The organism is Streptomyces sp. NPDC001056 (genome assembly GCF_053598955.1).
In genome coordinates this window covers 194,643-220,120 of record NZ_JBSFLI010000010.1, presented here as the reverse complement: position 1 = coordinate 220,120, position 25,478 = coordinate 194,643, and the positions used below count along the sequence as shown (strand labels likewise).

Sequence of the window (25,478 nt, the reverse complement as noted above, 5' to 3'; positions counted from 1 at the left end):
ACCTGAGCAGGACGCCTCTCATTTGTATCTTCCGCCAGACGGAATATTCCGTAGCGAAACAAACCGATAGGATCGCCCCATGCGCCGTTCGAAAATCGTCTGTACTCTCGGCCCCGCGGTCGACTCCCACGAGAAGCTCGTCGCCATGATCGAGGCGGGCATGAACGTGGCCCGCTTCAACTTCAGCCATGGCTCCCACGCCGAGCACCAGGCGCGGTACGACCGCGTCCGGGCCGCGTCCAAGGAGACCGGCCGGCCCATCGGCGTCCTCGCCGACCTCCAGGGCCCCAAGATCCGTCTGGAGACCTTCGCCGAGGGCCCGGTCGAGCTCGAACGCGGTGACGAGTTCGTCATCACCACCGAGGACGTGCCCGGCGACCGGCACATCTGCGGGACGACGTACAAGGGGCTGCCGGGCGACGTCTCACGCGGCGACCAGGTCCTGATCAACGACGGCAACGTCGAGCTGAAGGTCGTGGACGTGGAGGGCCCCCGGGTCCGGACGATCGTGATCGAGGGCGGCGTCGTCTCCGACCACAAGGGCATCAACCTGCCCGGCGCGGCCGTCAACGTGCCCGCGCTGAGCGAGAAGGACGTCGAGGACCTGCGCTTCGCGCTGCGCATGGGCTGCGACATGGTCGCGCTGTCCTTCGTGCGGGACGCCAAGGACGTCCAGGACGTGCACCGCGTCATGGACGAGGAGGGCCGCCGGGTCCCGGTCATCGCCAAGGTGGAGAAGCCGCAGGCGGTGGAGAACATGCAGGACGTCGTCGCGGCGTTCGACGCCGTGATGGTGGCCCGCGGCGACCTCGCGGTGGAGTACCCGCTCGAAAAGGTCCCGATGGTGCAGAAGCGCCTGATCGAGCTGTGCCGGCGCAACGCCAAGCCGGTGATCGTGGCGACCCAGATGATGGAGTCGATGATCACCAACTCCCGGCCGACCCGCGCCGAGGCCTCCGACGTGGCCAACGCGATCCTGGACGGCGCCGACGCGGTGATGCTGTCCGCCGAGTCCTCGGTGGGCGCCTACCCGATCGAGACGGTCAAGACGATGTCGAAGATCGTCCAGGCCGCCGAGCAGGAGCTGCTGTCCAAGGGCCTTCAGCCGCTGGTGCCGGGCAAGAAGCCGCGCACGCAGGGCGGTTCGGTGGCCCGCGCGGCCTGCGAGATCGCCGACTTCCTCGGCGGCCGGGGCCTGGTCGCGTTCACCAAGTCCGGTGACACCGCGCGCCGCCTCTCGCGCTACCGTGCCGCCCAGCCGATCCTCGCCTTCACCACCGAGGAGGCCACCCGCAACCAGCTCACGCTGAGCTGGGGCGTGGAGCCGCACGTGGTGCCGTTCGTGGACACCACCGACGACATGGTCGACCAGGTGGACCAGGAGCTGGCCAGGCTGAGCCGCTTCGAGCCGGGCGACACCGTGGTCATCACGGCCGGCTCGCCCCCCGGCGTCCCGGGCACCACCAACATGATCCGGGTGCACCACCTGGGCAGCGACAACTGACACACCCCGCACGGGCCTTGTACGGCGCTGAGGGCGCCCCCTGCGAACAGGGGGCGCCCTCTGCGGTGTTGCGGCTCCCGGAAGGGTCTGGGGGACCGGTCAGCCGGTCGTGTACACGTGCATCCCGGGCACGTGCAGGCTGCCGCCGAACTGGGCCGCCTGGGTCACCTTCACGTTGGTGAAGTAGATCAGCGGGAGGTTCAGGGGCGGCGGGCTGTCGGGGCTGAACGTCATGGGGATCAGCCCGAACAGGTTGCCCGAGATCTTTTCGGTGTACATCACGGTCTTGCCGTCGCGGATGGTCGACGTCGAACCCTTGGACGCCTGGACGTGGTACGTCTTGCCGGACAGCGAGTCGTGCACCGTCTGGTGCAGGTCGCCGATGTCCGTGCCGTCGGAGATGACGTACTTCAGCACCTTCTTGGTGGTGCCGTTCGCCGTCCTCACCTCCACGATGCCCTGGTAGTCGGCGCCCTTGAGCAGCAGCGAGCTGGCCTGGAGGTACCAGGGGTCGTCCGCCACCGGCACCGGGTTGTCGACGCCGCCCTGGTCGGTGGTGGCCGCCGGGCAGTCCTGCGCCGAGGGGCTCGCGCTCGCGGACGGGCTCGGGGTCGCCGAGTCCGCCGTGTCCTTGACCGCCTTGCCCGCCGCGTCGACCGCCTTGGAGACCGTGCCGGTGGTGTTCTTCACCGTGCCCCCGACCGTGTCGACGGCCTTGGACGTCGTGTCCTTGACGGTGTCGGACGGCTTCGTGCCGGACGACGACGTCGTGGAGCCGGTCGCGGACGGCGAGGGGGTCGCCGTGGGCGTGGCACTCGCGGAGGGCGTGGCGGTGGTGTTCTGGCCGCCGGTGAGGATGGTGCCCAGGGTGTCGCCGATGGTGCCGAGCAGTCCGCCGCCGCTGCTCTGGCTCGGCGAGGTGCTCGGCGTCGTCGTACCGGAACCCGAGTCCGAGCCGGAGCCCGAGTCGGACGACCCGGACGTCTCGGTCGGCTTCGGCGTGGTCCTGCCCGCGGAACCCGAACCCGAATCCGTGGACGTCGAGGAGCCCGACGTGTCCTTGGCGGTGTCCTTCGTGGCGTCCCCGCTCGGCGTGGCCGAAGGCGTGGGCGTGTCGGTGGACTTGTCCGCCGAGGCCGACGGCGACGGCGAGGCCGAGGGGTCCTTGGCGCCGTCCAGCGCCTTGACGCAGTCCTTGTACTCGTCCGCCGTCAGGCTCTTGGCGGTGGGCGAGGGGGCCGGGCTGCCGCCGTTGCCCGCCGCGAGGGCGAGCGTGGAGGTGAAGCCCATGCCCATGAGCACGGCCGTCGGCATCGCCACGGTGGCTATCGCCTTGCCGGCCGGCATGTGGAACCTGGTGAACAGCGGCTTTCTGGGGGCCGCGTGGCGGGGTCCGGTTCTCCCGCGGGACTCGTCCGCATCGCTCCCGCGGCTCACCTCGTCAGCCGGCACTGTGCCTCCCGTTCGCCCCGTTGGCCGGGCTCGTTCCTGACAGGTCGTTCGGCTCGTACGTGCCGTCCGCGCCCTGGCCGGGCAGCGGCGCGGCCTCGGGTGCACCGCCCGCGCCCGGGGCGGCCTCGTCGGCCTGCGGCTCCGCAAGGCCGGGCTCGCCCGGTGCCCACGCCACGGCCATCGCTCCGCCGATGAGGGAGAAGAAGAAGCCGAGGACGAAGCCACCGAAGTTGGAGACGGGCAGGGACACCAGTGCCAGCAGGATCGCGGCGACTCCCGCGAAGGTGCGTACATGCTTCTGGAACCAGAGGCTGATGCCCAGCACGACGAGCAGCACACCGATGATCAGGGATCCCGCTCCCGCGGTGGTCGCCATCGCCAGCGTGAGGTGTCCCAGCTGGAGGTGCGCGTACGGGAAGTACATGATCGGAAAGCCGCCGAGCAGGACGAACAGTCCGGCCCAGAACGGACGCGTGCCCCGCCAGGCGCGGAACTGCTGCCTCCGGACGTGGAACTGGCCGGGGTCGGCGGCAGGGGTCTCGGCGCTCATGGAAAACAGCTCCCTGGTGCGGCGTTGCTGTGGTGATGACGTGTGCCGCGTGTGAAGACGCGGCGGATGTGGCGCGGGCGGGGGCGCCATCGGCTCCCCCGCCCGTCACCGAGTGCCTAGTAGCACTCGTGCGTGCCCGTCTGCACGGTCATGTGCAGGCCACTGAGCTTGAAGGTGCCGGCCGTGGTCGCCCACGCCGTCTGCTTCACGCCGGTCAGCGTGGCCGAGTCGGCCTGCTGCGCGAAGCCGAACGGGTTCGCCTGCTCCTTCCCACCCTTCATGCCCGGACCCTTGGCAGCGTCCTTGGCCGCAACACCGATGTCGATGTTCTTGAAGGTGGCGTCGGCGCTGAGGTCGTCGAGGTCGATGTACAGCTGGCTGGCCTCGACCGGCTTGTCCGCGCCCGCCTTCAGCACGAGGCTCACCGAGCCCAGCACCGGGATGTTCGGCGTGACGACCGACTGGCACATGTTCGTGATCTCGGCGGAGTTGAACCCCGAGACCGCGACCGGGTGGACGGTCTGGTCACCACTGAGGGTGTAGCCGTTGTCGAGCGCGCCGTACTGCTCGAAGCCCTGGCCCACCAGCTTGTCGGCGGTCACCTTGAACGACTGACCGGACACGCTGAACGAGGCGGCCAGCGCACCCTGAGCGAGGGCGACACCTATACACGCCGTGGCGGCGACGCTGGGCACCATGACCACAGCGAACCGCTTCCATCTGGTCCCGCCACGCACCTGGGACTCCATATTTCCTCCTTCTCGGACGTACATCTCCTGGCCCGGAGTCGCCCACGGACGGCGGCTCAGCCGGACAGGGATGGGAGAAGTGCTACGTCCTCGGGAAGGAGAGCGCCCGTACTCGCAGGCACGTTACGCACCTGATCCACCGGCGATCACCCCCGAGCGACAACCACTGGTCGCGCCTGACACACATCACGCACAACCTTGCTGGACAGGCTTCACCGGCCGGCGAAGACCCCCCTGCCCAAGAGCCGGCGCCACTGCCGCCGGCTCTGCTCGGTGGGGACCCACAGTCTCCCTCGCCCCGACCGGATGCCGGGGTACGGGAATGGACCGAGCGTCGCCGATCGTGGTGCATTCCGGCCGACTGCACAAGGGGGTTCGTTACTGGCTAGTAACGGCCGGATAACCGAGGAACGACCAGGTGATCTCGGAGGGCGACACTCGGTGGCATCGCTGGGCAGAACAAAGCCGTTGATCTCTGTACGAAACCAGACAGATCAACGGCCCTGATTTACTCGGAGTAACAGCCGCCCCGATTACCAAGATTTGGTAAAGCGGAGCGGCTTCAACGCCTCGTCGGCAAACCCTTCACCCCGGCGTCACAGGCCGTGGCGTAGAGCGACCGGTCAGAAAAGCGCCCGCGCGAGCGCCCGGCGTGCGCCGATCACCCGCGGATCCTCGGGGCCCACGACCTCGAACAGCTCCAGGAGCCGGCGGCGCACCGTGTCCCGGTCCTCACCCGCCGTGCGCTGCACGGTCTCGATCAACCGCCCGAACGCGTCCTCGACATGACCGCCCACCAGGTCCAGGTCGGCGGCGGCGATCTGCGCGGCCGCGTCCTTCGGCTGCTCGGCCGCCTCCCGGCGCACCCTCTGCGGGTCCATACCCTGCACCCGGCGCAGCAACTCGGCCTGCGCAAGGCCGAGTTGGGCCTCGGGGTGGGTCGGGTCGTCGGCCAGTACGTTCTGGTAGGCGCGCACCGCGCCGTCCAGGTCGCCGGCGTCCAGCGCCTCGGCGGCCGCGTTCAGGAGGGCGTCGTACGGACCCACCGGGGCCTCGGCACCGGCACCGGCCGCGCCGCCCGGCCGGGCGTCCGGGTCGACGGTCAGACCGGTCAGGCCGAAGCGCTCCTCGGCGACCTGCACCAGCTGGTCGAGGGTCCCCCGGATCTGCTCCTCGGGGGCCGTGCCCTGGAACAGGGGCAGCGCCTGCCCCGCCACGACGGCGAACACCGCCGGGATGCCCTGCACCCCGAACTGCTGCATCAGCATCTGGTTGGCGTCGACGTCGATCTTGGCGAGGAGGAAGCGACCGTCGTACTCGACGGCCAACCGCTCCAGGACCGGGCTCAGCTGTTTGCAGGGCTGACACCACTCGGCCCAGAAGTCGATGACGACGGGCACCTCGGCGGAGCGCTGGAGGACCTCCCGCTCGAAGCCCGCCTCATCGACGTCGATGACGAGATCGGCCGGGGAGACGGCGCCGGTGCCGCCCTGCCGGGCCGCCTCCGCGCGCGCCTGCTCGGCCTTGGCCTTGGCCTCCTGGGCCGCCTTCACCGCGGCGAGGTCGACCACGCCGCTCATGGACATGTTCCGTGGCTGCATGCGTCTATCCTCCCCTGTTCCGGTGCCTGAAGAAAAAAGCGTCGATGTCCGGCGCCGGGTCCCCACCCGCGCCGCGTTGTCACACCCGCGTACGTCCGTCGCGAGCTTTCGCTACGACCCGTAGCGTAATAGCAAGGAGCGGTCACGCGACACCGCATCCCGGTGATCTCCCTCACGACATATCAGAACCGGCCGCTACCGGCCGGTTATGGTCGGGGAATGCAGAGCCGCACCCCCGCCGGCCGTCCCGGGCGCCCGCGCAGCGCCGCCGCGGACGCCGCCATCCTGGCCGCGACCCGGGAAGCGCTGGTGGAACTGGGCTGGTCCAAGCTCACGCTCCAGGACGTGGCGACACGCGCCGGGGTGGCGAAGACCACCCTCTACCGCCGCTGGGCCGGCAAGAACGAGCTGGTCGTCGACGCCGTCGCGGAACTCTTCGACGAGCTGCGACTGCCCGACGCGGGCAGCCTGGCCGCGGACATCGAGGGCGTGGTGCTCCAGTTCGCGGCACTCCTGGACCGCCCCGAGTGCCGTAGCGGCCTCATGGGCGTGGTCGCCGAGTCGACCCGCGACGAACCGCTGCGCGAACGCATCCGCGTCTCGGTCGTGGAACGCCAGAAACGGCTGGTCGTGGAGGGCCGGGCCCGCGCCCAGGCCCGCGGCGAACTCCCGCCCGAGGCCGACCCGGAGGAGACCGCCCGCACCGTCGACCTCACCTTCGACATGGTCGCCGGCGCCGTCGTCCACCGCACCCTGGTCAGCGGCAAGCCGGCGGACGAGACGTGGGTGCGCGGTTTCACCAGGGTGCTGCTGCTGGGGCTCGTGGCGCCCGCCTGAGGCCCCTGGGGCCCGAGTCCCCGGGGGGCCGTCAGAATCCCGCGGGCTCCGTGTACTCCCCCCACTCCTCGCGCAGTACCCCGCAGATCTCGCCGAGGGTCGCCTCCGCGCGGACCGCGGACAGCATCGGCTCGATCATGCCGGAGCCGTCGCGGGCCGCGGCCAGCAGCGCGTCGAGGGCGGTGCGTACGGCCGCCCCGTCCCGCGCCGCCCTGCGCTCCCGGAGGATCCGCACCTGCTCGCGCTCCACCTCGTGGCTCACGCGCAGGATCTCCAGTTCGCCGGTGACGGAACCGGTGTGCGCGTTGACGCCCACCACCTTCTTCTCGCCCTTCTCCAGGGCCCGCTGGTAGCGGAACGCGGACTCGGCGATCTCGCCGGTGAACCAGCCGTCCTCGATCCCGCGCAGGATCCCGGAGGTGATCGGCCCGACGGGATGCCGCCCGTCCGGATGCGCGGCGAGCCCCCGCTCCCTGATCCGCTCGAAGATCTTCTCCGCGTCCGCCTCGATCCGGTCCGTCAGCTGCTCGACGTACCACGAACCCCCCAGCGGGTCCGCCACATGGGCTACGCCGGTCTCCTCCATCAGCACCTGCTGGGTGCGCAGCGCGATCTCCGCGGCCTGCTCGCTGGGCAGCGCCAGCGTCTCGTCCAGGGCGTTGGTGTGCAGCGAGTTGGTCCCGCCGAGCACCGCGGCCAGCGCTTCCACGGCGGTGCGGACCACGTTGTTGTACGGCTGCTGCGCGGTCAGCGAGACCCCGGCGGTCTGCGTGTGGAACCGCAGCCACTGCGCCCTCTCGCTGCGCGCGCCGTACACGTCCCGCATCCAGCGCGCCCAGATGCGCCGGGCGGCGCGGAACTTGGCGATCTCCTCGAAGAAATCGACGTGGGCGTCGAAGAAGAACGACAGGCCGGGCGCGAACACGTCGACGTCCAGGCCCCGGCTCCTGCCCAGTTCGACGTACCCGAAGCCGTCCGCGAGCGTGTACGCCAGCTCCTGCGCGGCCGTCGCCCCGGCCTCGCGGATGTGGTAGCCGGAGACGGACAGCGGCTTGTAGGCGGGGATGCCGGCCGCGCAGTACTCCATGAGGTCGCCGATCAGGCGCAGATGCGGCTCCGGCCCGAAGAGCCACTCCTTCTGCGCGATGTACTCCTTGAAGATGTCGGTCTGGAGCGTGCCGTCGAGGACCGACGTGTCCACGCCCTGCCGCTCCGCGGCGACCAGGTACATGCAGAAGACGGGCACGGCGGGCCCGCTGATCGTCATGGAGGTGGTCACCTCGCCGAGCGGGATGTCCTTGAACAGGACCTCCATGTCGGCGGCCGAGTCGATCGCGACCCCGCAGTGGCCGACCTCGCCGAGCGAGCGGGGATCGTCGGAGTCGCGGCCCATCAGCGTGGGCATGTCGAACGCCACGGAGAGACCGCCGCCGCCCGCGGCGAGGATCATCTTGTACCGCTCGTTGGTCTGCTCGGCGTTCCCGAACCCGGCGAACTGCCGGATCGTCCAGGTGCGCCCGCGGTAGCCGGTCGGGTGGAGCCCGCGCGTGAACGGGTACTCCCCCGGCCAGCCGATCCGCTCGAATCCCTCGTACGTGTCCCCGGGCCGCGGCCCGTAGACGGGCTCCACCGGTTCCCCGGAAAGGGTGGAACGTGTCCAGTCCCGCGGGGGCTCCGCCCCCGGGGTCCCGGCGGCGTCACGCGTCCGCGCGGCGTCGTATCGGGCCTGCCAGCGCCGGCGGCCCTCCTCGATGGCGTGAGCGTCCATACCATCGAATTTACTTGGACGTCCTAGTAAATGTCGATGGCAGAGCCGCCGTACGGGTGCCGTACGGCGGCTGCGGCCGAGGACCGCGTCGCGGCGGGCTACGCCTCGGCGACGGCCGGGGTCCGGCCGGCGATCTTGCCGTCCAGCTCGTGGCTGATCTTCCGCTCCACGAAGAACGCGGCGGTCGGGATGGTGCCCGCGAGCAGCACCCACAGCTGCTTGCCGACCGGCCACTTCGCCTTGGAGCCCAGGTCGAAGGCGAAGACCAGGTAGACGACGTACAGCCAGCCGTGGGCGATGGCGACGACGCGGGTCATGTCGGCCGCGCCGCTGATGTCCAGCCCGTACTTCGCGATCATGCTCAGGCACAGCAGCACCAGCAGGACACCCGTGGTGTAGGCCATGACGCGGTAGCGGGTCAGCACGCTCTTCTTCATGGAGTCGAGCGTAACCACCCGTTCCGGGAGATCTTGGCCGGGGTCACCCCTCGTCGAAGTCGTGCGCCGCGATCCGCAGCGGGCGGAACATCGCGAAGATCTCCCGGCACTCCTCGGCGTCGTACGCCCCGAGGCCGAAGTCCATGGCCATGAGGTCACGGGAGGCCGCGTCGACCACCTCGCGGCCCTTGTCGGTGATCACGGCGAGCGTCCCGCGGCCGTCGTTCGGGTTCGGGCGCTTGGCGACGAGGCCGGACTTCACCAGCCGGTCGACGGTGTTCGTCACGGACGTGGGGTGCACCATCAGCCGCTCGCCGATCTTGGACATCGGAAGCTCACCGGCCTTGGAGAAGGTGAGCAGCACCAGCGCCTCGTAACGGGCGAACGTCAGCCCGTACGGCTTGACCACCGCGTCCACCTCGGCGAGCAGGATCTGCTGGGCCCGCATGATCGAGGTGATCGCGGCCATGGAGGGCACGTTTCCCCAGCGCTGCTGCCACAGCTCGTCGGCGCGGGCGATGGGGTCGAACGGGAGGCTGAGTGGCTTCGGCACGTCATCAGACCCTACCCGCCGGTCATATGCCGGTCAGCTCCGTCTCATTTTTCGCCCGCGGGGTGCGCCTCCCGGTGCGGGCGCCCCGGCTCGCGCCCCGCCCGCCGCAGCCTGTGCCGCACGGCCCGTTGCGCCACGGGACCCAGTTCCTCCAGCGCACCCACCAGCACAGCGAGTTGATCGAGTGCGTCGAGCGCCGCCTCCGCCCCGGCCTCGTCGACCCCCTCGTACAGCTCGATCCCCACGAACGACGCGGCCACCGTCCGCGCGAGTCCCGCCGGGTCCATGAACTCGGCGAACGGCGTCGCCGCGAGCAGCCGCCCGAGCACCTGCTCGATCTCGGCGATCCACAGCCGCAGCCCCGCCGCGGTGGCGGGCCCGAGCGCCACATGGGTCGGGGCTCCGGCGAGCAGCTGGCCGAGGAGGGCGACATGGCCGCCGTCCCGCTCGCGCTCATGGATCTCGCGGCCGACGGCGAGCAGCTCGGACAGGGAGGTCACCGCGGCGAGCCGCGCGCGGTACCGGGCGACCGCCCGCTCCGCGCCGTACCGGCAGGCCGCCGCGAGCAGCTCGTCCACCGTGCCGAAGTGGTAGAAGACCAGCGCCTGGTTGACGCCGGCCGCCGCGGCCACCGTGCGGGCCGAGGTCTTGGCGATGCCCTGCTCGGTGAGCGTGCGCAGGGCGCCCTCCAGCAGCTTGGTCTTGGTCTCCCGGGCCTTCGCCGTCTCGGGGCTCACGCGGGCGCCTCCGCACGTTTCCGGAGGGTGTGCAGCAGCCGCGGCGCCCGGGTCTGGGTGGCGGGGGCGCGCAGGCAGCGGCGGGCGGCGGGGGTGCACCCAAGCGGCGACTTGAACAGGGCGAGGCAGACCACGGCGAGCAGCAGCACCGGGCAGAGGTAGGCCATGGCGGCGGCGAACGGGCCGAACACGCGCAGCAGCGGTTCCTGGCGCAGTCCGCCGAGGCACACGGTGAGCAGCAGGGCGCGGACGGCGATCTCGGCGAGCCAGTTGCGCAGGGCGCGCTCGGGGGTGATGCCGCGCTCCAGCCAGAGCCTGAGCCGGTCGAAGGACCAGGCGGTGGCCCAGTCGAGCAGCGGGCGGACCAGGACGCGGTCGGCCGCGGCGCCGAGGGCTCCGCCGCGGGGGCGGTAGTCGTAGCCGGTGAGGAAGCGGACGCCCTGGTCGTCGGGGACGTAGCGCCAGTAGCCGCCGCCCTCGGCGATCAGGCCGAGGGGGTGGGTGGAGGAGAAGCACAGGGCGGAGGCGCGGGTGCCGTCGGGGCGTTCCTTCTCGCCGGCCGAGACGCCGGTGCCGGCCAGGGTGAGGAACGGGGGCAGGCGCGCGGTGAAGCGGAAGGGACGCGGCTCGCCCGGGGCGCTCGGCAGGTGGCGCAGCTCGGTGACGAGCAGGTACCAGCGGCGGTGCAGGACGGGGTCCTGGGTGTGCGCCCACAGGCGGTCGAGGTCGGCGCGTATGTGTGTCTCCGTATAGAGACCCATGGTGTTCCCCCACGTCAGGCCACTGTTTGAGCGACCGCTCAAAGGATCTTCAAGGAGAAGGTACTTCCCTTTGAGCGGTCGCTCAAAACTACTGGCCCGCGAGGTGGCGTTCGACCGTCTCCACCTTGGAGGTGAGGCCGTCGGTCACGCCGGGCCGGATGTCGGCCTTGAGGACGAGCGAGACGCGCGGGGCGCGTTCCTCCACGGCGGCGACGGCACGCCGGACGACGTCCATGACCTCGGCCCACTCGCCCTCGACGGAGGTGAACATGGCGTCGGTGCGGTTGGGCAGGCCCGACTCGCGGACCACGCGCACGGCCTCGGCGACGTACTCCCCGACGTCCTCGCCGACGCCGAGGGGCGTCACGGAGAAGGCGACGATCATGCGTTCACGACCCCTTCCTTGCGGGCGCGGGCCGCGATCACGGCGTCCTCGGCCTCGCGGCGCAGCTTGCGCTCGGCGAAGAAGCCGCCGGTGGGCAGCACCGAGAGGACGAAGTAGAGGGCGGCGGTGCCGAGGCTCCACTTGGCACGGTTCCAGGCGTCGGCCCAGAAGAGCACGTACAGCACGAACAGGACACCGTGGACCGCGCCCATCACGGGCACCGCGTTGAAGTCCGTGGTCCGCTTCAGTACCGAGCAGACGAGCAGGACGATGAAGGACACGGCCTCGGGGGCGGAGACGAGGCGGAGGCGGCGGATGGCGGTGGCGGTCTTGATGTCCACGGGTCACCTTCGATGGGAGTTGCGAGGAGTGGCGGCGGGCCGGTCCGACGGTCACCGGTCCGGTGGTCGCCGGTCCGGTGGTTACGGAGCGCCGTCGGGGGCTGCCGATTTGTGAACGCACGCACAAGCGTGTCGCCATTGTGGCAAACCGCGCCCCTGGGGGTCCGCTCAGGGTGCGGCTCCACCCGTGGGTGCTGTTCGGCCCACCCGCGCTGACGCTACGTTCCCAGCGTGGCGATGTTCCGATTGCAAGGCAGCAAGGTGCTCGCCGTCGAGATGACCGGGGACGCCGTGAAGGCGAAGAACGGCTCGATGGTCGCGTACGACGGGCAGATGTCCTTCAGGAAGCTGACCGGGGGCGGCGAGGGGCTGCGCGGGATGGTGACCCGCCGGCTCACCGGTGAGCAGATGGCGGTGATGGAGGTGAAGGGGCACGGGACCTGCTGGTTCGCCGACCGGGCGACCGAGATCAACCTGGTGCGCCTCCAGGGCGAGAAGCTGTACGTCGAGTCGAGCAACCTGCTGGTGACGGACGGGGCGCTGCGTACGGGCACGACGTTCACGGGGCTGCGCGGCGCCTCCCAGGGCAACGGCCTGTTCACCACGACGGTGGAGGGGCACGGCCAGGCGGCGATCATGTCCGACGGTCCCGCGGTGGTGCTCCGGGTCGGCCCGCAGTACCCGCTGACGGTCGATCCGGGCGCGTACATCGCCCATCAGGGCCGTCTCCGGCAGTCCTTCCAGTCCGGTGTGACCTTCCGCACCTTTCTCGGAGAGGGCGGCGGCGAGGCCTTCCAGATCCGCTTCGAGGGGGACGGACTGGTGTACGTGCAGCCGAGCGAGCGGAACACGATCGCGGGGGACGTGTGAGATGACCTTCCGAGAGATCAACTCCAAGATGGTCGAGGCGACCGTGCTGCCCGGGCAGCGGCTGTTCAGCCAGCGCGGGGCGATGCTCGCCTACAAGGGGGACGTCTCCTTCACGCCCAACGTCCAGGGCGGCCAGGGCGGGGTGATGTCCATGCTGGGGCGCCGGGTGACCGGCGAGGCGACCCCGCTGATGACCGTCGAGGGCAGCGGCACGGTGTTCTTCGGGCACGGCGGCCACCACGTCCATGTCATCCACCTCACCGGCGACACCCTCTACGTGGAGGCCGACCGCCTGCTCGCCTTCGAGGGCACGCTGCGCCAGGGCACCATGTTCATGGGCTCCCAGGGCGGTGTCATGGGCCTGGTCCGGGGCCAGGTCACCGGCCAGGGGCTGTTCACCACCACCCTCCAGGGCCGGGGCGCGGTCGCCGTGATGGCGCACGGCGGCGTCTTCGAACTGCCGATCGGACCCGACCGCCCGGTGCATGTCGACCCGCAGGCCTACGTCGCCCACCACGGCGACGTCCGCAACAGACTCTCCGCCGCGCTCGGCTGGCGCGAGATGGTGGGCCGCGGCTCCGGCGAGGCGTTCCAGTTGGAGCTCAGCGGCAGCGGCACGGTGTACGTCCAGGCCTCGGAGGAGAAGCTGTGAGCGCGTACGGAGGCACGTACGGCACCGCCGGCCCCGGCGGCCCCGGCGGCCCGGTGGTGTACGACCCGACGACCCTGCCCGCCGACGACAACGTGAACAGTTACACGTTCTGCGTCGAGCTCAAGGACGGGCAGTGGTTCCTCCAGAAGGGGAAGATGATCGCCTACTACGGGGCGATCGAGTTCGACGGCATCGGACACGGCCGGCTGGACCATCTCGTCCGCACCTCGTTCCATTCGCCACTGCACGCGAGCGACTGGGTCGTGGCCCGCGGCTCGGGCAAGATGCTGCTCGCCGACCGGGCCTTCGACGTCAATTCGTACGACCTGGACGACGGGAACCTGACCATTCGCGCGGGCAATCTGCTCGCTTTTCAGCCAAGTCTTGCGCTCAAACAATCGATCGTGCCGGGATTCCTGACCCTCATCGGAACCGGAAGGTTCGTGGCCGCATCTAACGGTCCGGTGGTGTTCATGGAACCTCCCCTTCGGGTGGACCCCCAGGCACTCGTCGGCTGGGCCGACTGCCCCTCCCCGTGCCATCACTACGACCATGGGTACCTGACCGGCGTACTGGGCGGTCTACGTGCGATGACGGGCCTGGGCGGGGTCTCCGGCGAGGAGCACCAGTTCGAGTTCGTGGGCGCCGGGACGGTGTTGTTGCAGTCGTCGGAGGCACTGATGGCGGAGGTCGACACAGGGGTCGTTCCGTCCGATCCGGGCACGCCCGGCGGTGGCGCACCGGGATGGCCCGGACACGGTCCGCAACCGTCCGGCGCACCGCGCCTTCCCGGACAGCTGGGGGACCTCCAGCGTCGCTTCGGGCTGTGAGCGGTAGTCTGCGGAGTGTGACATCGAACGCGTGCGCACAGTCACACCACCCGAATTAGTTCGCCATTCAACTTCTTAGGTAGACTTCATTCATGGAGACCGAGACGGCCACGCGCTGGCTGACCGATGCGGAGCAGTGCGCCTGGCGCACCCACCTGGAGGTCAACAGGCTGTTGACGTACCAGCTGGAGAAGGATCTGCAGCCGTTCGGCCTGACGATGAACGATTACGAGATCCTCGTGAACCTGTCCGAGTCGGAGGACGTACGGATGCGGATGAGCGACCTCGCCTCCGCGACGTTGCAGTCCAAGAGCCGGCTTTCGCACCAGATCACCCGGATGGAGAACGCGGACCTCGTGCGCCGCGAGAACTGTGAGTCGGATCGGCGGGGGCTGTATGCGGTGCTCACGGAGCATGGCATGGAGACGATGAAGAAGGTGGCGCCGCACCATGTGTCGTCCGTGCGGCGGCACTTCATCGATCTGCTCTCGCCGGAGGCGTTGGTGGAACTGGACAAGGCGCTCAAGCCGATCGCCGAGCACCTGAGGGGACAGCGGGGGCGTCCCTAGGCCGGCGGACCGGCCCCGGAGGGTGACGAACGGCCGCCGCCGGGCGTACAGGGCCCGGCGGCGGCCGTTCGTCGGCGGCGCGGTCAGTTGGAGAAGTACAGGTACTTCCACGAGCCGTACGTCGTCGTGTTGACGTTGTCGCCCGAGGAGTTGTCGATGTACGACGAGCGCGTGCGGGCCTTGATGCCGGAGGTGCCGGGGGCGCCCAGGTTCACGGCCGACTTGCCGTTCGAACCGAGCTTGAAGTACTCCGGGCTGCCGTCGACGGTGTACCACTTGCCGCTGTAGTAGACCTGGAGGTCCATGCGCTGCTCGCGGCCCGGGTAGTACGTCATGGTCGTGGTGAGCAGCGGGTCGGTGTTCTTGTGGAACCAGTAGTACGTCGTCGACCCGATCTTGGCCTTCTTGTAGTACCTCGTCACCGCGGTGGAGGTCTTCACCTTGGCGTAGCCCGTGGACCTGACCGTCTTCGGCTTGTAGCGGGCGTCGCCCTTGAAGACCGCGGTGACGTCGGTGTCGCGGGTCATGTCGACGGTCACGGAGATGTTGCCGTGGGAGTCGACCTTCCCCGATTTGAGCAGCTTGTTGGGCTTGTCGCCGCCGTAGGGATTGGCCCAGAGCTCGACCGTGCGGTTCTTGTACGTCGTCCCCAGGTGCGCCGTGAACTTCACGTCGGCGCCGTAGGAGTACACCTTGCCGTTGTTGTTCAGGCTCAGCGAGGTCGAGGCGCGGGAGACGTCGACCTTGTCCTTCGCGGTGACCGCGGAGTGCGCGGCGTCGCCCGCGTACGTCACCTTGTAGGTGACCGTCCCGCCGGCGGGCGGGGTGTCGGAGAAGGAGTACGTGCCGTCCGGCCGCACTGTGACGGCGGGCAGCGCCTTGCCGCTCGGGGAGTCCAGGTCGACCCGGGTGACCTGGAGCGTCACTCCGGCCGGCAGCGGGACCGTCGCGGTCAGCCTGCCGGTGACGGTGAGCTGCTTGGCGCGGGTCGCGCTCGCCGGGGCGTTGACCGTCAGGGTCGGGTTGTTCAGCGCCGGGCCGGTCAGCACCTTGAGGGTGTAGCCGGCGTTCTGGGCGTCCGTGCCGACCAGCGCGAAGATCCGGGAGTCGTCCGGCGCCCAGGCGAGGTCGGCCGCGTGGGAGGTGCCCTCGTCGTAGGTGCGCAGCGGCAGGGTGGCGTCGGGCCGGTACGTCAGGATCTTGCCGCCGGCGGCCTGGGCGACGAGTCCGTTGGAGGCGATGTCGGCGAACTGGCCGCTGGGGTAGGAGCCGGCGGCCTTGAACGTGCCGTCTGCGTAGGCGTCCCGGTCCCGGCCGTTGACCAGGACCTGCTTGCCACCGGGCACCAGGTCGATGTCCCCGATGCCGTCGTTCAGCGAGTAGTCGCCGATGTGCCAGGCGACCAGGGCGGGCTTGCCGCTGGAGACGTCGAGCACGGCGAGCGAGTCCGTGGACAGTCCGGTCTCGGCGACCGCGAGGACGCCCGGCTGGGTCGGGTCGGTGTCCAGCAGGGCCTGGCCCCAGATGCCGATCGAGGTGCCCTCGGTCGGGAACTGCCCCAGCGACACCGGGTCGGTGCCGCTCGCCGGGTCCACCGACGGGTCGACGGAACCGAGGTCGCCGTCCCACTGGTCGCCGTAGGAGAACCAGACCTTGCCGCCGCTGAACGCGACATGGCGCGGGCCTGTGTTGGTGGAGACGGTGTAGCGGGCCTTGACGGCGAGCGTGTTCGCGTCGATGGCCCAGATCTCGTGGATCGCGGGCGCCGCCGCGTACACGGTCGCCCCGTCGTCCGAGACCGCGAGGTCGCTGACGCCGGTGACTCCGTCGACCGATCCGAGGACGGCACCGGAGTAGTCGGCGGCCGTGACGGTGCCGTTCGCGCTGTCGCCGACGAACACCCGCTTCGCGGCGCCGTCCACGGCGAGGCCCGCGGGCGAGGTGACATGGGCGGCCGGAGCGGCCGAGGCGGTGCCGGCGGCACCGAGGCTCAGCGCCGCCGAGCCGAAGAGGACCGCGAGAGCCGTCGCGGTCGAGATGCTGCGCATGCGCACAGTGCTGTTACCCCCACAAGGAAACCCGGTGCACGACCGGGGGGATGAGGCGCCGCGCAGCACCCGGACAGGACCGCTGGGCTGCGGTGACGCGCGGGGCGCGGCTGCTGGAGGAAGCGTATGGCATTCCTGTGACGATTGCGGAGAGGTTTTCGGGGATGCGAAGGTCTCCTGTAGACGGCTTTACGTGGACCCGAACGGGGCGCGGGGAACCGCGCGTTCAGCCGCGACGTGGCCGCGGCAGGCGACCAGCCCCGGCCGCGACGGCGGACACCAGAGCCGTGCCACCGGCCACCAGGAAGCAGACGCCCAGCGGAAGTCGGCCGATCAGCAGGCCAGTTGCGAGGGCGCCGGTCGAACTCCCCGCGTTCACACCCATGTTCACCCACGCGCCGGCCTGCGTACGGGACTCGGCGGACACGGACTCGTCCGCTGCCAGGTACGCCGTCGTCAGGGTCGGCGCGATGAACGCCCCGGCGAGGGCCAGCGCGGCGGTGAGTACCCAGAGGTTGGGCGCCAGACCGGCCACCGCGACCACCAGGCCCAGCGCCACGGCGAGGCGGAGCAGCCTGGTGCGGGCCGGCGCCAGCCACCGCACCGCTCCGTTCGCGAGGCCCCCCAGCGCGCTGCCCGCGGAGAGTGCGCCAAGCACCCACGGGACGAGGTCGGTGTCGTACGCGTGCGCGGCGGCATACGCCATGGTCAGCAGGTCCACCCCGCTGAGGGTCAGCCCGACGCCGAGGGCGACGACGGCGGGGGCGAGCAGACCGGAGACGCCCCCGAGCCGCCTGCCCCGGGCGGCGGGCCTCGGGCCCGGCATCACCGGTGACGCGACGAAGACGCCGGTGCCGCCCACGATCAGCACCGCGCTGAGCACGATCCCGGCGGCCGGCGGGGCGAACCCGGTCAGGATGCCGACCAGGACGGGGCCGGAGACGAAGAGCAGTTCCTCGGCGACGCCGTCGAGGCTGTACGCGCGCTGCAACACGTGCCGGTCGGGGGCGAGTTCGGCCCACAGCGCGCGCATCGTCGGCCCGAGCGGCGGCGTACACGCACCGGCGAGCGCCGCCACCGTGAGGAGCAGGGCCACCGGCGCGCCGGGACGCCAGGTCAGGACGGCGAGCAGGGTCAGCAGGGCGCCGTACACGAGCGCCATGGGCCCGAGGGCCCGGCGGGGCCCGTGCCGGTCGATCAGGGCGCCACGCACCGGCATCAGGAAGACCGACATGGCGCCGAACAGGGACATCAGCGCGCCGGACACGGCGTAGGAGCCGGTGGCGCGCGTGACGGACAGCATCACCGCGATCGACACGGTGCCGTAGGAGAGGCGGGCGGTCAGGGCGGCCGTGAAGGTGCGGCGGGCGTGCGGAAGGCGCAGCACGGCGGCGTACGAGGGCCGCACGGGAGCATGCGTGGACATGCGAGGTTCCTCTGGTGGAGGCGGAAAAGGGCACACCGAGGCACGCGGCGCCGGAAGTGTCACGGCGTCGCGCGCGGGCGTGCTCTATGCCAGGAGGAGGAACATGAACCCAACTTAACCGCCCAGGACGGATGTTGGCCAGACCGCCCCCGGGACCCGCGCCTCCCGACCGGATTCGTCCTCCCGGGCCGGACCCGACCTTCCCGACCAGCCCGGGGGCTCACCCGCCCGAGCGGACTCGCTCTTCCCGACCCGGCTCAGCCCCGCCCCACACCAGACCCGGCCCACCCGGGCAGACCCGGCCCACCCGAGCAGACTCGCCCCCCGAGCAGGGCGGCCCCTCCCCCCTCCGGGGCGGCTCAGTGCTCGGTGAGGCCCGCTACCAGGTCGTCCGCCGCGCGGTAGGGGTCGAGTTCGCCGGCGACGATCCGTTCCGCGAGGGCGCTGAGGCGGCGGTCGCCATGGAGGTCGCCGATGCGTTGACGCAGGGCCGTGACCGCGATGGTCTCCACCTCGCGGGACGCGCGGGCGCGCCGGCGTTCGGTGAGGACGCCGTGCTCCTCCATCCAGGCGCGGTGCTTCTCCAGGGCCTCGACCAGTTCGTCCACGCCCTCGGCGCGCGACGCGACCGTCTTCACGATCGGCGGCCGCCAGTCGCCCGGCCTGCGGGCCTCGCCGAGGCCCAGCATGTGGTTGAGCTCGCGGGCGGTGGCGTCGGCCCCGTCCCGGTCCGCCTTGTTGACGACGTAGACGTCGCCGATCTCCAGGATGCCCGCCTTGGCGGCCTGGATGCCGTCGCCCATGCCCGGGGCCAGGAGCACCACGGAGGTGTCCGCCTGGGCGGCGATCTCCACCTCCGACTGGCCCACGCCGACCGTCTCGACCAGGACCACGTCGCAGCCGGCCGCGTCCAGGACGCGGATCGCCTGCGGGGCGGACCAGGCGAGGCCGCCGAGATGGCCCCGGGTGGCCATGGAGCGGATGTAGACGCCGGGGTCGGAGGCGTGCTCCGACATGCGCACGCGGTCGCCCAGCAGGGCGCCGCCGGAGAAGGGCGAGGACGGGTCGACGGCCAGGACGCCGACCCGCCTGCCCTGCTTGCGGTAGGCCGCGACGAGCGCGGACGTGGAGGTCGACTTGCCGACGCCCGGTGAGCCGGTCAGGCCCACCACATAGGCGTTGCCGGTCAGCGGGGCCAGCGCCGCCATGACCTCCCTGAGCTGCGGGGACGCCCCCTCCACCAGGGAGATCAGCCGGGCCACGGCCCGCGGCCGGCCTTCCCTCGCCTGGGCCACCAGAGAGGAGACGTCCTGCATCACACAGCTCCGTTCACTTCACCGACCTGACGGAAGGACTCAGGCCTTCGGTACCCGCACGATCAGGGCGTCACCCTGGCCGCCGCCACCGCACAGCGCGGCCGCGCCGATGCCGCCGCCCCGGCGCTTGAGCTCCAGCGCCAAGTGGAGCACGAGGCGGGCGCCGGACATGCCGATCGGGTGGCCGAGCGCGATCGCGCCGCCGTTGACGTTCACCTTTTCCGTGGAAACACCGAGGTCCTTCATTGACTGCACGGTGACTGAGGCGAACGCCTCGTTGATCTCGATCAGGTCGAGGTCGGCGACCTCGCGGCCCTCCTTCTTCAGGGCGTTGAGGATGGCGTTGGACGGCTGGGAGTGCAGCGAGTTGTCCGGGCCCGCCACATTGCCGTGCGCGCCGATCTCGGCGAGCCACTCCAGGCCCAGCTCCTCGGCCTTGGCCTTGCTCATCACGACCACGGCGGCGGCGCCGTCGGAGATCTGCGAGGAGGTGCCGGCGGTGATGGTGCCGTCCTTGGTGAAGGACGGGCGCAGCTTGCCCAGGGTCTCCACGGTGGTGTCGGCGCGGATGCCCTCGTCCTTGCTGAACAGGATCGGGTCACCCTTGCGCTGCGGGATCTCCACGGGGGTGATCTCGGCCTCGAACACGCCGTTCTTCTGCGCGGCGGCGGCCCGCTGGTGGGACAGGGCGCCGATCTCGTCCTGCGCGAGGCGGCCGATGCCGAGGCGGGTGTTGTGGTGCTCGGTCGACTCGCCCATGGCGATGTTCTCGAAGGAGTCGGTCAGACCGTCGTGCGCCATCGAGTCGATGACCTCGATCGAGCCGTACTTGTAGCCCTCACGGGACTTGGGCAGCAGGTGCGGCGCGTTGGTCATGGACTCCATGCCGCCCGCCACGACGATGTCGAACTCGCCGGCGCGGATCAGCTGGTCGGCCAGGGCGATGGCGTCGAGCCCGGAGAGGCACACCTTGTTGACGGTGAGGGCCGGGACGCTCATCGGGATGCCACCCTTGACGGCGGCCTGGCGGGCCGGGATCTGGCCGGCGCCGGCCTGCAGCACCTGGCCCATGATCACGTACTGCACCTGGTCACCGCCGATGCCGGCGCGGTCCAGGGCGGCCTTGATGGCGAAACCGCCCAGGTCGGCCGCGGAGAAGGACTTCAGGGAGCCGAGCAGTCGTCCCATGGGCGTACGGGCGCCCGCGACGATCACCGAGCTGTTCGTTCCAGAAGACATGAGGTGCGATCCCCTTCCAGCTACGCAGAGCCGAGGAGTGAACGAGGGTTTACATCGAATGTACTGAGAGTCACTCCGTGCCGTCATCGCTCTGTAGGTGTGATCGCGCGCACGTTGCGTAACCACCGCCGTAGCGCTGCACTGAAACCATGCTGACGCGAATCGACCACATCGGGATCGCCTGCCACAACCTCGACGCCACTGTCGAGTTCTACCGGGCCACGTACGGCTTCGAGGTGTTCCACACCGAAGTCAACGAGGAACAGGGCGTGCGCGAGGCCATGCTCAAGATCAACGAGACGTCCGACGGCGGCGCCTCCTACCTCCAGCTGCTGGAACCGACCCGCGAGGACTCCGCGGTCGGCAAATGGCTGGCCAAGAACGGCGAGGGCGTGCACCACATCGCCTTCGGCACGGCGGACGTCGACGCCGACTCCGAGGACATCCGGGGCAAGGGCGTGCGGGTGCTCTACGACGAGCCGCGGCGGGGCTCCATGGGGTCCCGGATCACCTTCCTGCACCCCAAGGACTGCCATGGAGTCCTCACGGAACTGGTGACTTCGGCCCCGGTTGAGTCCGCAGAGCACTGACCCCCGTACATAAGGGCCGGTAGGGTTGGGGGCGGTCGTCCCTGAACCTCTGGGGCGGCCGCATGCCGGGGTCCGGGTTTCGGGGGACGTGCGTCGGGGCAGCAGCCGGTGCTCCGCCGTTGATCTGACACCATTCCCCCGGGGGCCCCGTTCGGCGGTTGGACGTGGCTCATTAGAAGCTGACCAGGGGACGGATGGGACCGCGCAGTGCGGGGCTACGAGAGCCAGGAGCGAGAGCCGGCGGCTGACGTCGACCACCTCTCTCGGTTCGAGGCCGATATGAAGCGGCTGAGGACCGAGCGGGAAAAGGCGATCCAGCACGCCGAGGACCTCGGCTACCAGGTCGAGGTGCTGCGCGCCAAGCTGCACGAGGCGCGCCGCACCCTGATGACCCGTCCCGCCTTCGACGGCGGCGACATCGGCTACCAGGCCGAACAGTTGCTCCGCAATGCCCAGATGCAGGCGGAGCAGCTGCGGCAGGACGCCGAGCGCGAGCTGAGCCAGGTCCGCGCGCAGACGCAGCGGATCCTCCAGGAGCACGCCGAGCAGGCCGCCCGGCTCCAGGCCGAGCTGCACCAGGAGGCGGTGACCCGGCGCCAGCAGCTGGACCAGGAGCTGGCCGAGCGCAGGGCGACCGTCGAGTCGCACGTCAACGAGAACGTGGCGTGGGCGGAGCAGCTGCGCGCCCGTACCGAGCAGCAGGCCCGCCGGCTGCTCGACGAGTCCCGCGCGGAGGCCGAGCAGGCGATGGCCGCCGCCCGCGCGGAGGCCGAGCGGCTGACCCGGGAGGCCCGGGACCGGCTGCGCGGCGAGGCGGAGGAGGCCCGCGCCGAGGCCGAGCAGATCCTGCGCCGGGCCCGCACCGACGCCGAGCGGCTGCTGAACGCGGCGTCCACGCAGGCCCAGGAGGCCGCCGAGCACGCCGAGCGGCTGCGCACCACCACGGCCACCGAGTCGGACGCCGCCCGCCGGCAGGCGACGGAGCTGAGCCGGGCCGCCGAGAAGCGGATGGCCGAGGCGGAGGAGGCGCTGCGCAAGGCGCAGTCCGAGGCCGAGAAGCTGGTCACCGAGGCCGAGGAGGCCGCGGCCAAGACGCTGGCGGGCGCCGAGGCGGCCAACGAGACGCGCACCCGCACCGCCAAGGAGCAGGTCGCGCGGCTGGTCGCGGAGGCCACCAAGGAGGCCGAGAGCACCCGCTCGGAGGCCGAGCAGCTGGTGGCGGACGCCCGCGCCGAGGCGGAGAAGATCGTCGCCGAGGCCGTGGAGAAGGCACGGACGGTCACCGCCGAGGAGACCGCCTCCCAGCTGTCCAAGGCGGCCAGGACCGCCGAGGAGGTCCTCAACAAGGCGTCGGAGGACGCCCAGAAGACCACGAGGGCCGCCGCGGAGAAGGCCGATCGCATCCGCAAGGAGGCCGAGGCCGAGGCGGACCGGCTGCGTGCCGAGGCGCACGACATCGCCGAGCAGCTCAAGGGCGCGGCGAAGGACGACACCGAGGAGTACCGCGCCAAGACGGTCGAGCTGCAGGAGGAGGCGCGCCGGCTGCGCGGCGAGGCCGAGCAGCTGCGGTCCGACGCGGTGGCCGAGGGCGAGTCGATCCGGGCGGAGGCCCGCCGGGAGTCGGTCACCAAGATCGAGGAGGCGGCCAAGTCCGCCGAGGAGCTGCTGGCCAAGGCCAAGGCGGACGCCGACGAGCTGCGGCAGAAGGCGACCGCCGACAGCGAGAAGGTGCGCACCGAGGCCATCGAGCGCGCCACGGCGCTGCGCCGGCAGGCCGAGGAGACGCTGGAGCGCGCCCGCGCGGAGGCCGAGCGGCTGCGCACCGAGGCCGACGAGCGGGCCGGGTCCGTCCGGGCGGAGGCCGAGAAGGCGGCCCAGGAGCTGCGCGAGGAGACCGACAAGGCGGTCGAGGCGCGGCGCGCGGAGGCCGCCGAGGAACTGACCCGGCTGGGCGACGAGGCGCAGGAGCGGCTGACGTCGGCCGAGCAGGCGCTGACGGACGCCCGCGCGGAGGCCGCGCGGATCCGCAAGGAGGCCGCCGAGGAGGCCGAGCGGCTGCGCGCCGAGGCCGCCGAGCGGATCCGGACGCTCCAGGAGCAGGCCGAGACCGAGGCGGACCGGCTGCGCAACGAGGCCGCGTCGGACGCGTCCGTGTCCCGCGCCGAGGGCGAGGCCGTCGCCGTACGGCTGCGCACGGAGGCCGCGGCCGAGGCGGAGCGGCTGAAGACGGAGGCGCAGGAGAGCGCCGACCGGGTGCGCGCGGAGGCGCAGGGCGCCGCCGAGCGGCTGGCCGCCGAGGCGTCCGAGACGCTGGCCGCCGCGCAGGAGGAGGCCGCCCGGCGCCGGCGCGAGGCCGAGGAGCTGCTCGGCGCGGCCCGCGAGGAGGCCGACGAGGAGCGCCGGCGGGCCCGGGAGCAGAGCGAGGAGCTACTGGCCTCGGCGCGCAAGCGGGTCGAGGACGCGCAGGCCGAGGCGGTCCGTCTGGTCGAGGAGGCCGAGCGGCGGGCCGGTGAGATGGTCTCCGCGGCCGAGCAGCACGCGCAGCAGGTGCGGGACTCCGTGGCCGGGCTGCAGGAGCAGGCGCAGGAGGAGATCGCCGGGCTGCGTTCGGCCGCCGAGCACGCTGCGGAGCGTACGAAGCGGGAGGCCGAGGAGCAGGCCGACCGGCTGCGGGCCGACGCGCACGCCGAGCGGGAGCGGGCGGGCGAGGACGCGGGGCGGCTGCGGCAGGAGGCGCACGAGGAGTCCGAGGCGGCTCGGGCACTGGCCGAGCGCACCCTCGCGGAGGCGGCGGCGGAGGCCGAGCGGCTGCGGGCGGACGCGGGCGAGTACGCGCAGCGGGTGCGCACCGAGGCGTCGGACGCGCTGGCCGAGGCGGACCAGGCGGCGGCGCGGACCCGGGCGGACGCCCGCGAGGACGCCAACCGCATCCGTTCGGACGCGGCGACGCAGGCGGACACCCTCATCACGGAGGCGCGCAAGGAGGCCGAGCTTCTCCAGACGGAGACGGTCGCGGAGGCGGAGCGGCTCCAGACGGAGACAGCGGCCGAGGCCGAGCGCGTGCGCTCCGAGTCCGTGGCCGAGGCCGAGCGCGTGCGCTCGGAGTCCATGGCGGAGGCCGAGCGCGTGCGCTCCGAGTCCGTGGCGGAGGCCGAGCGCGTACGGGCAAAGGCACGGGCCGCCGCCGACAGGCTGGTCGGCGAGGCCACCACGGAGGCGGAGCGGCTGCGGGCCGAGGCCGCCGAGACCGTGGGCTCCGCGCAGGCGCACGCCGAGCAGACGCGGGCCGAGGCCGAGCGGGTCAAGGCGGACGCGGAGGCGGAGGCCGAGCGGCTCGTCGGTACAGCGCGCAAGGAGGCCGAGCGGACCCTGGACGAGGCCCGCAAGGACGCCAACAAGCGGCGTTCGGAGGCGGCGGAACAGGTCGACAAGCTCATCGGCGAGACCACGGCCGAGGCGGACAAGCTGCTCACCGAGGCGCAGCAGCAGGCGCTGAAGACCACGGCGGACGCCGAGGCGCAGGCCGACACCATGGTGGGCGCGGCCCGCAGCGAGGCGGAGCGGATCGTCTCCGAGTCGACCATCGAGGGCAACTCGCTGGTCGAGAAGGCCCGCACGGACGCGGACGAGCTGCTGGTGGGCGCCCGCCGGGACGCGACCGCGATCCGGGAGCGTGCCGAGGAGCTGCGCGAGCGGGTCACCGCGGAGATCGAGGAGCTGCACGCGCGGGCCCGCCGCGAGGCCGCCGAGACGATGAAGTCCACCGGTGACCGCTGCGACGCGCTCATCAAGGCCGCCGAGGAACAGCTGGAGAAGGCCCAGGCGAAGGCGAAGGAGATCCTCTCGGACGCCGACTCCGAGGCGGGGAAGGTGCGCATCGCCGCCGTCAAGAAGGCGGAGGGCCTGCTGAAGGAGGCCGAGCAGAAGAAGGCCCGGGTGGTCAAGGAGGCCGAGGAGCTGAAGGCGGAGGCGATCCAGGAGGCGCGGCGCTCGGTCGAGGAGGGCAAGCGCGAGCTGGAGGTCCTGGTGCGCAGGCGCAAGGACATCAACGCCGAGATCTCCCGCGTCCAGGATGTGCTGGACGCGTTGGAGTCCTTCGAGGCACCGGGTGCCGGCAAGGACGGCTCGGTCAAGGCAAGCGCGACGGTCGGAGCCCCCCGTTCGGGTGGCAAGTCGTCAGACGGCTAGCATCCGAGGGGTGTTTCGGTGTCGACTGAGGGCTTTGCCCTGCTCGTTGGCAAGCCCTCTGGCGGTCAGCCACTC

23 protein-coding genes are annotated in these 25,478 nt (G+C 71.3%); 8 read left to right on the top strand and 15 right to left on the bottom strand.

The window, feature by feature from the left end; genetic code table 11:
- The first annotated feature begins 79 nt into the window (after window positions 1–79).
- A complete protein-coding gene (pyk, locus tag ACWDD7_RS15290) occupies window positions 80–1,504 on the top strand; it encodes a pyruvate kinase (RefSeq protein WP_351874410.1) in 1,425 nt (474 codons plus the stop codon).
- A gap of 99 nt (window positions 1,505–1,603) precedes the next feature.
- Here the strand turns inward: pyk and ACWDD7_RS15285 are convergent, their stop codons facing one another.
- From ACWDD7_RS15285 to ACWDD7_RS15270, 4 genes are all read right to left on the bottom strand, one after another.
- A complete protein-coding gene (locus tag ACWDD7_RS15285; RefSeq protein ID WP_450457650.1) occupies window positions 1,604–2,956 on the bottom strand; it encodes a hypothetical protein in 1,353 nt (450 codons plus the stop codon).
- The gene (locus ACWDD7_RS15280; RefSeq protein ID WP_351874404.1) at window positions 2,946–3,506 is read right to left on the bottom strand and encodes a DUF6114 domain-containing protein; all 561 of its coding nucleotides are present in this window, start codon (window positions 3,504–3,506) and stop codon (window positions 2,946–2,948) included. Before ACWDD7_RS15280 ends, ACWDD7_RS15285 begins: the two co-directional genes overlap by 11 nt.
- A gap of 116 nt (window positions 3,507–3,622) precedes the next feature.
- Window positions 3,623–4,255: a DUF6230 family protein gene (locus ACWDD7_RS15275; protein WP_351874401.1), complete on the bottom strand. Its 633-nt coding sequence runs from the start codon at window positions 4,253–4,255 to the stop codon at window positions 3,623–3,625.
- 623 nt (window positions 4,256–4,878) lie between these two features.
- Window positions 4,879–5,856: a tetratricopeptide repeat protein gene (locus ACWDD7_RS15270; protein ID WP_450457649.1), complete on the bottom strand. Its 978-nt coding sequence runs from the start codon at window positions 5,854–5,856 to the stop codon at window positions 4,879–4,881.
- Between the two features lie 219 nt (window positions 5,857–6,075).
- On the opposite strand from ACWDD7_RS15270, the gene ACWDD7_RS15265 reads away from it, so the two are divergent.
- Window positions 6,076–6,693 carry a TetR/AcrR family transcriptional regulator gene (locus ACWDD7_RS15265; RefSeq protein WP_351874395.1) on the top strand — a complete coding sequence of 206 codons (618 nt, stop codon included), beginning with the start codon at window positions 6,076–6,078 and terminating at the stop codon, window positions 6,691–6,693.
- Between the two features lie 31 nt (window positions 6,694–6,724).
- Here ACWDD7_RS15265 and ACWDD7_RS15260 read toward each other — a convergent pair whose 3' ends face one another.
- The 7 genes from ACWDD7_RS15260 to ACWDD7_RS15230 all read right to left on the bottom strand — a co-directional run bounded on the left by ACWDD7_RS15260 (window position 6,725) and on the right by ACWDD7_RS15230 (window position 11,675).
- Entirely contained in the window at window positions 6,725–8,461 is a 1,737-nt protein-coding gene (locus ACWDD7_RS15260; RefSeq protein ID WP_450457648.1) for an acyl-CoA mutase large subunit family protein, read from the bottom strand.
- A 98-nt stretch (window positions 8,462–8,559) separates the two neighbouring features.
- The gene (locus ACWDD7_RS15255; protein WP_351874388.1) at window positions 8,560–8,898 is read right to left on the bottom strand and encodes a DUF3817 domain-containing protein; all 339 of its coding nucleotides are present in this window, start codon (window positions 8,896–8,898) and stop codon (window positions 8,560–8,562) included.
- 43 nt (window positions 8,899–8,941) lie between these two features.
- Window positions 8,942–9,451 (bottom strand): MarR family winged helix-turn-helix transcriptional regulator, encoded by a 510-nt coding sequence (locus ACWDD7_RS15250; RefSeq protein WP_351874385.1) that lies wholly within the window; start codon window positions 9,449–9,451, stop codon window positions 8,942–8,944.
- 44 nt (window positions 9,452–9,495) lie between these two features.
- The gene (locus tag ACWDD7_RS15245) at window positions 9,496–10,188 is read right to left on the bottom strand and encodes a TetR/AcrR family transcriptional regulator (protein WP_450457647.1); all 693 of its coding nucleotides are present in this window, start codon (window positions 10,186–10,188) and stop codon (window positions 9,496–9,498) included.
- Complete coding sequence (locus ACWDD7_RS15240) at window positions 10,185–10,949, bottom strand: hypothetical protein (RefSeq protein ID WP_351874380.1); 765 nt, start codon at window positions 10,947–10,949, stop codon at window positions 10,185–10,187. The genes ACWDD7_RS15245 and ACWDD7_RS15240 overlap by 4 nt, the downstream gene beginning before the upstream one ends.
- Before the next feature lie 88 nt (window positions 10,950–11,037).
- The gene (locus tag ACWDD7_RS15235; protein WP_450457646.1) at window positions 11,038–11,334 is read right to left on the bottom strand and encodes an MTH1187 family thiamine-binding protein; all 297 of its coding nucleotides are present in this window, start codon (window positions 11,332–11,334) and stop codon (window positions 11,038–11,040) included.
- Window positions 11,331–11,675 (bottom strand): DUF3817 domain-containing protein, encoded by a 345-nt coding sequence (locus ACWDD7_RS15230; protein ID WP_285563361.1) that lies wholly within the window; start codon window positions 11,673–11,675, stop codon window positions 11,331–11,333. Before ACWDD7_RS15230 ends, ACWDD7_RS15235 begins: the two co-directional genes overlap by 4 nt.
- Before the next feature lie 237 nt (window positions 11,676–11,912).
- Here ACWDD7_RS15230 and ACWDD7_RS15225 point away from each other — a divergent pair, with 237 nt between their 5' ends.
- The 4 genes from ACWDD7_RS15225 (at window position 11,913) to ACWDD7_RS15210 (ending at window position 14,596) form a co-directional block, all read left to right on the top strand.
- Complete coding sequence (locus tag ACWDD7_RS15225; RefSeq protein ID WP_351874455.1) at window positions 11,913–12,545, top strand: AIM24 family protein; 633 nt, start codon at window positions 11,913–11,915, stop codon at window positions 12,543–12,545.
- Window position 12,546: 1 nt separating this feature from the next.
- Window positions 12,547–13,197 (top strand): AIM24 family protein, encoded by a 651-nt coding sequence (locus tag ACWDD7_RS15220; RefSeq protein ID WP_351874377.1) that lies wholly within the window; start codon window positions 12,547–12,549, stop codon window positions 13,195–13,197.
- Entirely contained in the window at window positions 13,194–14,027 is an 834-nt protein-coding gene (locus ACWDD7_RS15215; RefSeq protein WP_450457645.1) for an AIM24 family protein, read from the top strand. The genes ACWDD7_RS15220 and ACWDD7_RS15215 overlap by 4 nt, the downstream gene beginning before the upstream one ends.
- A gap of 92 nt (window positions 14,028–14,119) precedes the next feature.
- Window positions 14,120–14,596: a MarR family winged helix-turn-helix transcriptional regulator gene (locus tag ACWDD7_RS15210; RefSeq protein ID WP_046424311.1), complete on the top strand. Its 477-nt coding sequence runs from the start codon at window positions 14,120–14,122 to the stop codon at window positions 14,594–14,596.
- A gap of 83 nt (window positions 14,597–14,679) precedes the next feature.
- On the opposite strand, the gene ACWDD7_RS15205 is transcribed toward ACWDD7_RS15210, so the two are convergent.
- The 4 genes from ACWDD7_RS15205 to ACWDD7_RS15190 form a co-directional block, all read right to left on the bottom strand.
- Window positions 14,680–16,644 carry a YncE family protein gene (locus ACWDD7_RS15205; protein WP_450457642.1) on the bottom strand — a complete coding sequence of 655 codons (1,965 nt, stop codon included), beginning with the start codon at window positions 16,642–16,644 and terminating at the stop codon, window positions 14,680–14,682.
- A gap of 226 nt (window positions 16,645–16,870) precedes the next feature.
- The gene (locus tag ACWDD7_RS15200; protein ID WP_450457641.1) at window positions 16,871–18,070 is read right to left on the bottom strand and encodes an MFS transporter; all 1,200 of its coding nucleotides are present in this window, start codon (window positions 18,068–18,070) and stop codon (window positions 16,871–16,873) included.
- Window positions 18,071–18,429: 359 nt separating this feature from the next.
- Window positions 18,430–19,386 (bottom strand): methylmalonyl Co-A mutase-associated GTPase MeaB, encoded by a 957-nt coding sequence (gene meaB, locus ACWDD7_RS15195; RefSeq protein WP_351877348.1) that lies wholly within the window; start codon window positions 19,384–19,386, stop codon window positions 18,430–18,432.
- 39 nt (window positions 19,387–19,425) lie between these two features.
- Window positions 19,426–20,625 carry an acetyl-CoA C-acetyltransferase gene (locus tag ACWDD7_RS15190; protein ID WP_351877350.1) on the bottom strand — a complete coding sequence of 400 codons (1,200 nt, stop codon included), beginning with the start codon at window positions 20,623–20,625 and terminating at the stop codon, window positions 19,426–19,428.
- A 149-nt stretch (window positions 20,626–20,774) separates the two neighbouring features.
- Here ACWDD7_RS15190 and mce point away from each other — a divergent pair, with 149 nt between their 5' ends.
- Both mce and scy read left to right on the top strand, forming a co-directional pair.
- Window positions 20,775–21,215, top strand: a complete 441-nt coding sequence (gene mce, locus ACWDD7_RS15185; RefSeq protein WP_351877352.1) for a methylmalonyl-CoA epimerase — start codon at window positions 20,775–20,777, stop codon at window positions 21,213–21,215.
- 207 nt (window positions 21,216–21,422) lie between these two features.
- Window positions 21,423–25,403, top strand: a complete 3,981-nt coding sequence (scy, locus tag ACWDD7_RS15180; protein WP_450457640.1) for a polarized growth protein Scy — start codon at window positions 21,423–21,425, stop codon at window positions 25,401–25,403.
- Window positions 25,404–25,478: the final 75 nt, after the last annotated feature.

Excerpts from the sequence above, each read along its gene's own strand:
- pyk (WP_351874410.1), top strand. The coding sequence starts at position 80 with ATGCGCCGTTCGAAAATCGTCTGTACTCTCGGCCCCGCGGTCGACTCC.
- ACWDD7_RS15280 (WP_351874404.1), bottom strand. The coding sequence starts at position 3,506 with ATGAGCGCCGAGACCCCTGCCGCCGACCCCGGCCAGTTCCACGTCCGG.
- ACWDD7_RS15275 (WP_351874401.1), bottom strand. The coding sequence starts at position 4,255 with ATGGAGTCCCAGGTGCGTGGCGGGACCAGATGGAAGCGGTTCGCTGTG.
- ACWDD7_RS15270 (WP_450457649.1), bottom strand. The coding sequence starts at position 5,856 with ATGCAGCCACGGAACATGTCCATGAGCGGCGTGGTCGACCTCGCCGCG.
- ACWDD7_RS15265 (WP_351874395.1), top strand. The coding sequence starts at position 6,076 with ATGCAGAGCCGCACCCCCGCCGGCCGTCCCGGGCGCCCGCGCAGCGCC.
- ACWDD7_RS15260 (WP_450457648.1), bottom strand. The coding sequence starts at position 8,461 with ATGGACGCTCACGCCATCGAGGAGGGCCGCCGGCGCTGGCAGGCCCGA.
- ACWDD7_RS15255 (WP_351874388.1), bottom strand. The coding sequence starts at position 8,898 with ATGAAGAAGAGCGTGCTGACCCGCTACCGCGTCATGGCCTACACCACG.
- ACWDD7_RS15240 (WP_351874380.1), bottom strand. The coding sequence starts at position 10,949 with ATGGGTCTCTATACGGAGACACACATACGCGCCGACCTCGACCGCCTG.
- ACWDD7_RS15235 (WP_450457646.1), bottom strand. The coding sequence starts at position 11,334 with ATGATCGTCGCCTTCTCCGTGACGCCCCTCGGCGTCGGCGAGGACGTC.
- ACWDD7_RS15225 (WP_351874455.1), top strand. The coding sequence starts at position 11,913 with ATGTTCCGATTGCAAGGCAGCAAGGTGCTCGCCGTCGAGATGACCGGG.
- ACWDD7_RS15220 (WP_351874377.1), top strand. The coding sequence starts at position 12,547 with ATGACCTTCCGAGAGATCAACTCCAAGATGGTCGAGGCGACCGTGCTG.
- ACWDD7_RS15210 (WP_046424311.1), top strand. The coding sequence starts at position 14,120 with ATGGAGACCGAGACGGCCACGCGCTGGCTGACCGATGCGGAGCAGTGC.
- ACWDD7_RS15205 (WP_450457642.1), bottom strand. The coding sequence starts at position 16,644 with ATGCGCAGCATCTCGACCGCGACGGCTCTCGCGGTCCTCTTCGGCTCG.
- ACWDD7_RS15200 (WP_450457641.1), bottom strand. The coding sequence starts at position 18,070 with ATGTCCACGCATGCTCCCGTGCGGCCCTCGTACGCCGCCGTGCTGCGC.
- meaB (WP_351877348.1), bottom strand. The coding sequence starts at position 19,386 with ATGCAGGACGTCTCCTCTCTGGTGGCCCAGGCGAGGGAAGGCCGGCCG.
- ACWDD7_RS15190 (WP_351877350.1), bottom strand. The coding sequence starts at position 20,625 with ATGTCTTCTGGAACGAACAGCTCGGTGATCGTCGCGGGCGCCCGTACG.
- mce (WP_351877352.1), top strand. The coding sequence starts at position 20,775 with ATGCTGACGCGAATCGACCACATCGGGATCGCCTGCCACAACCTCGAC.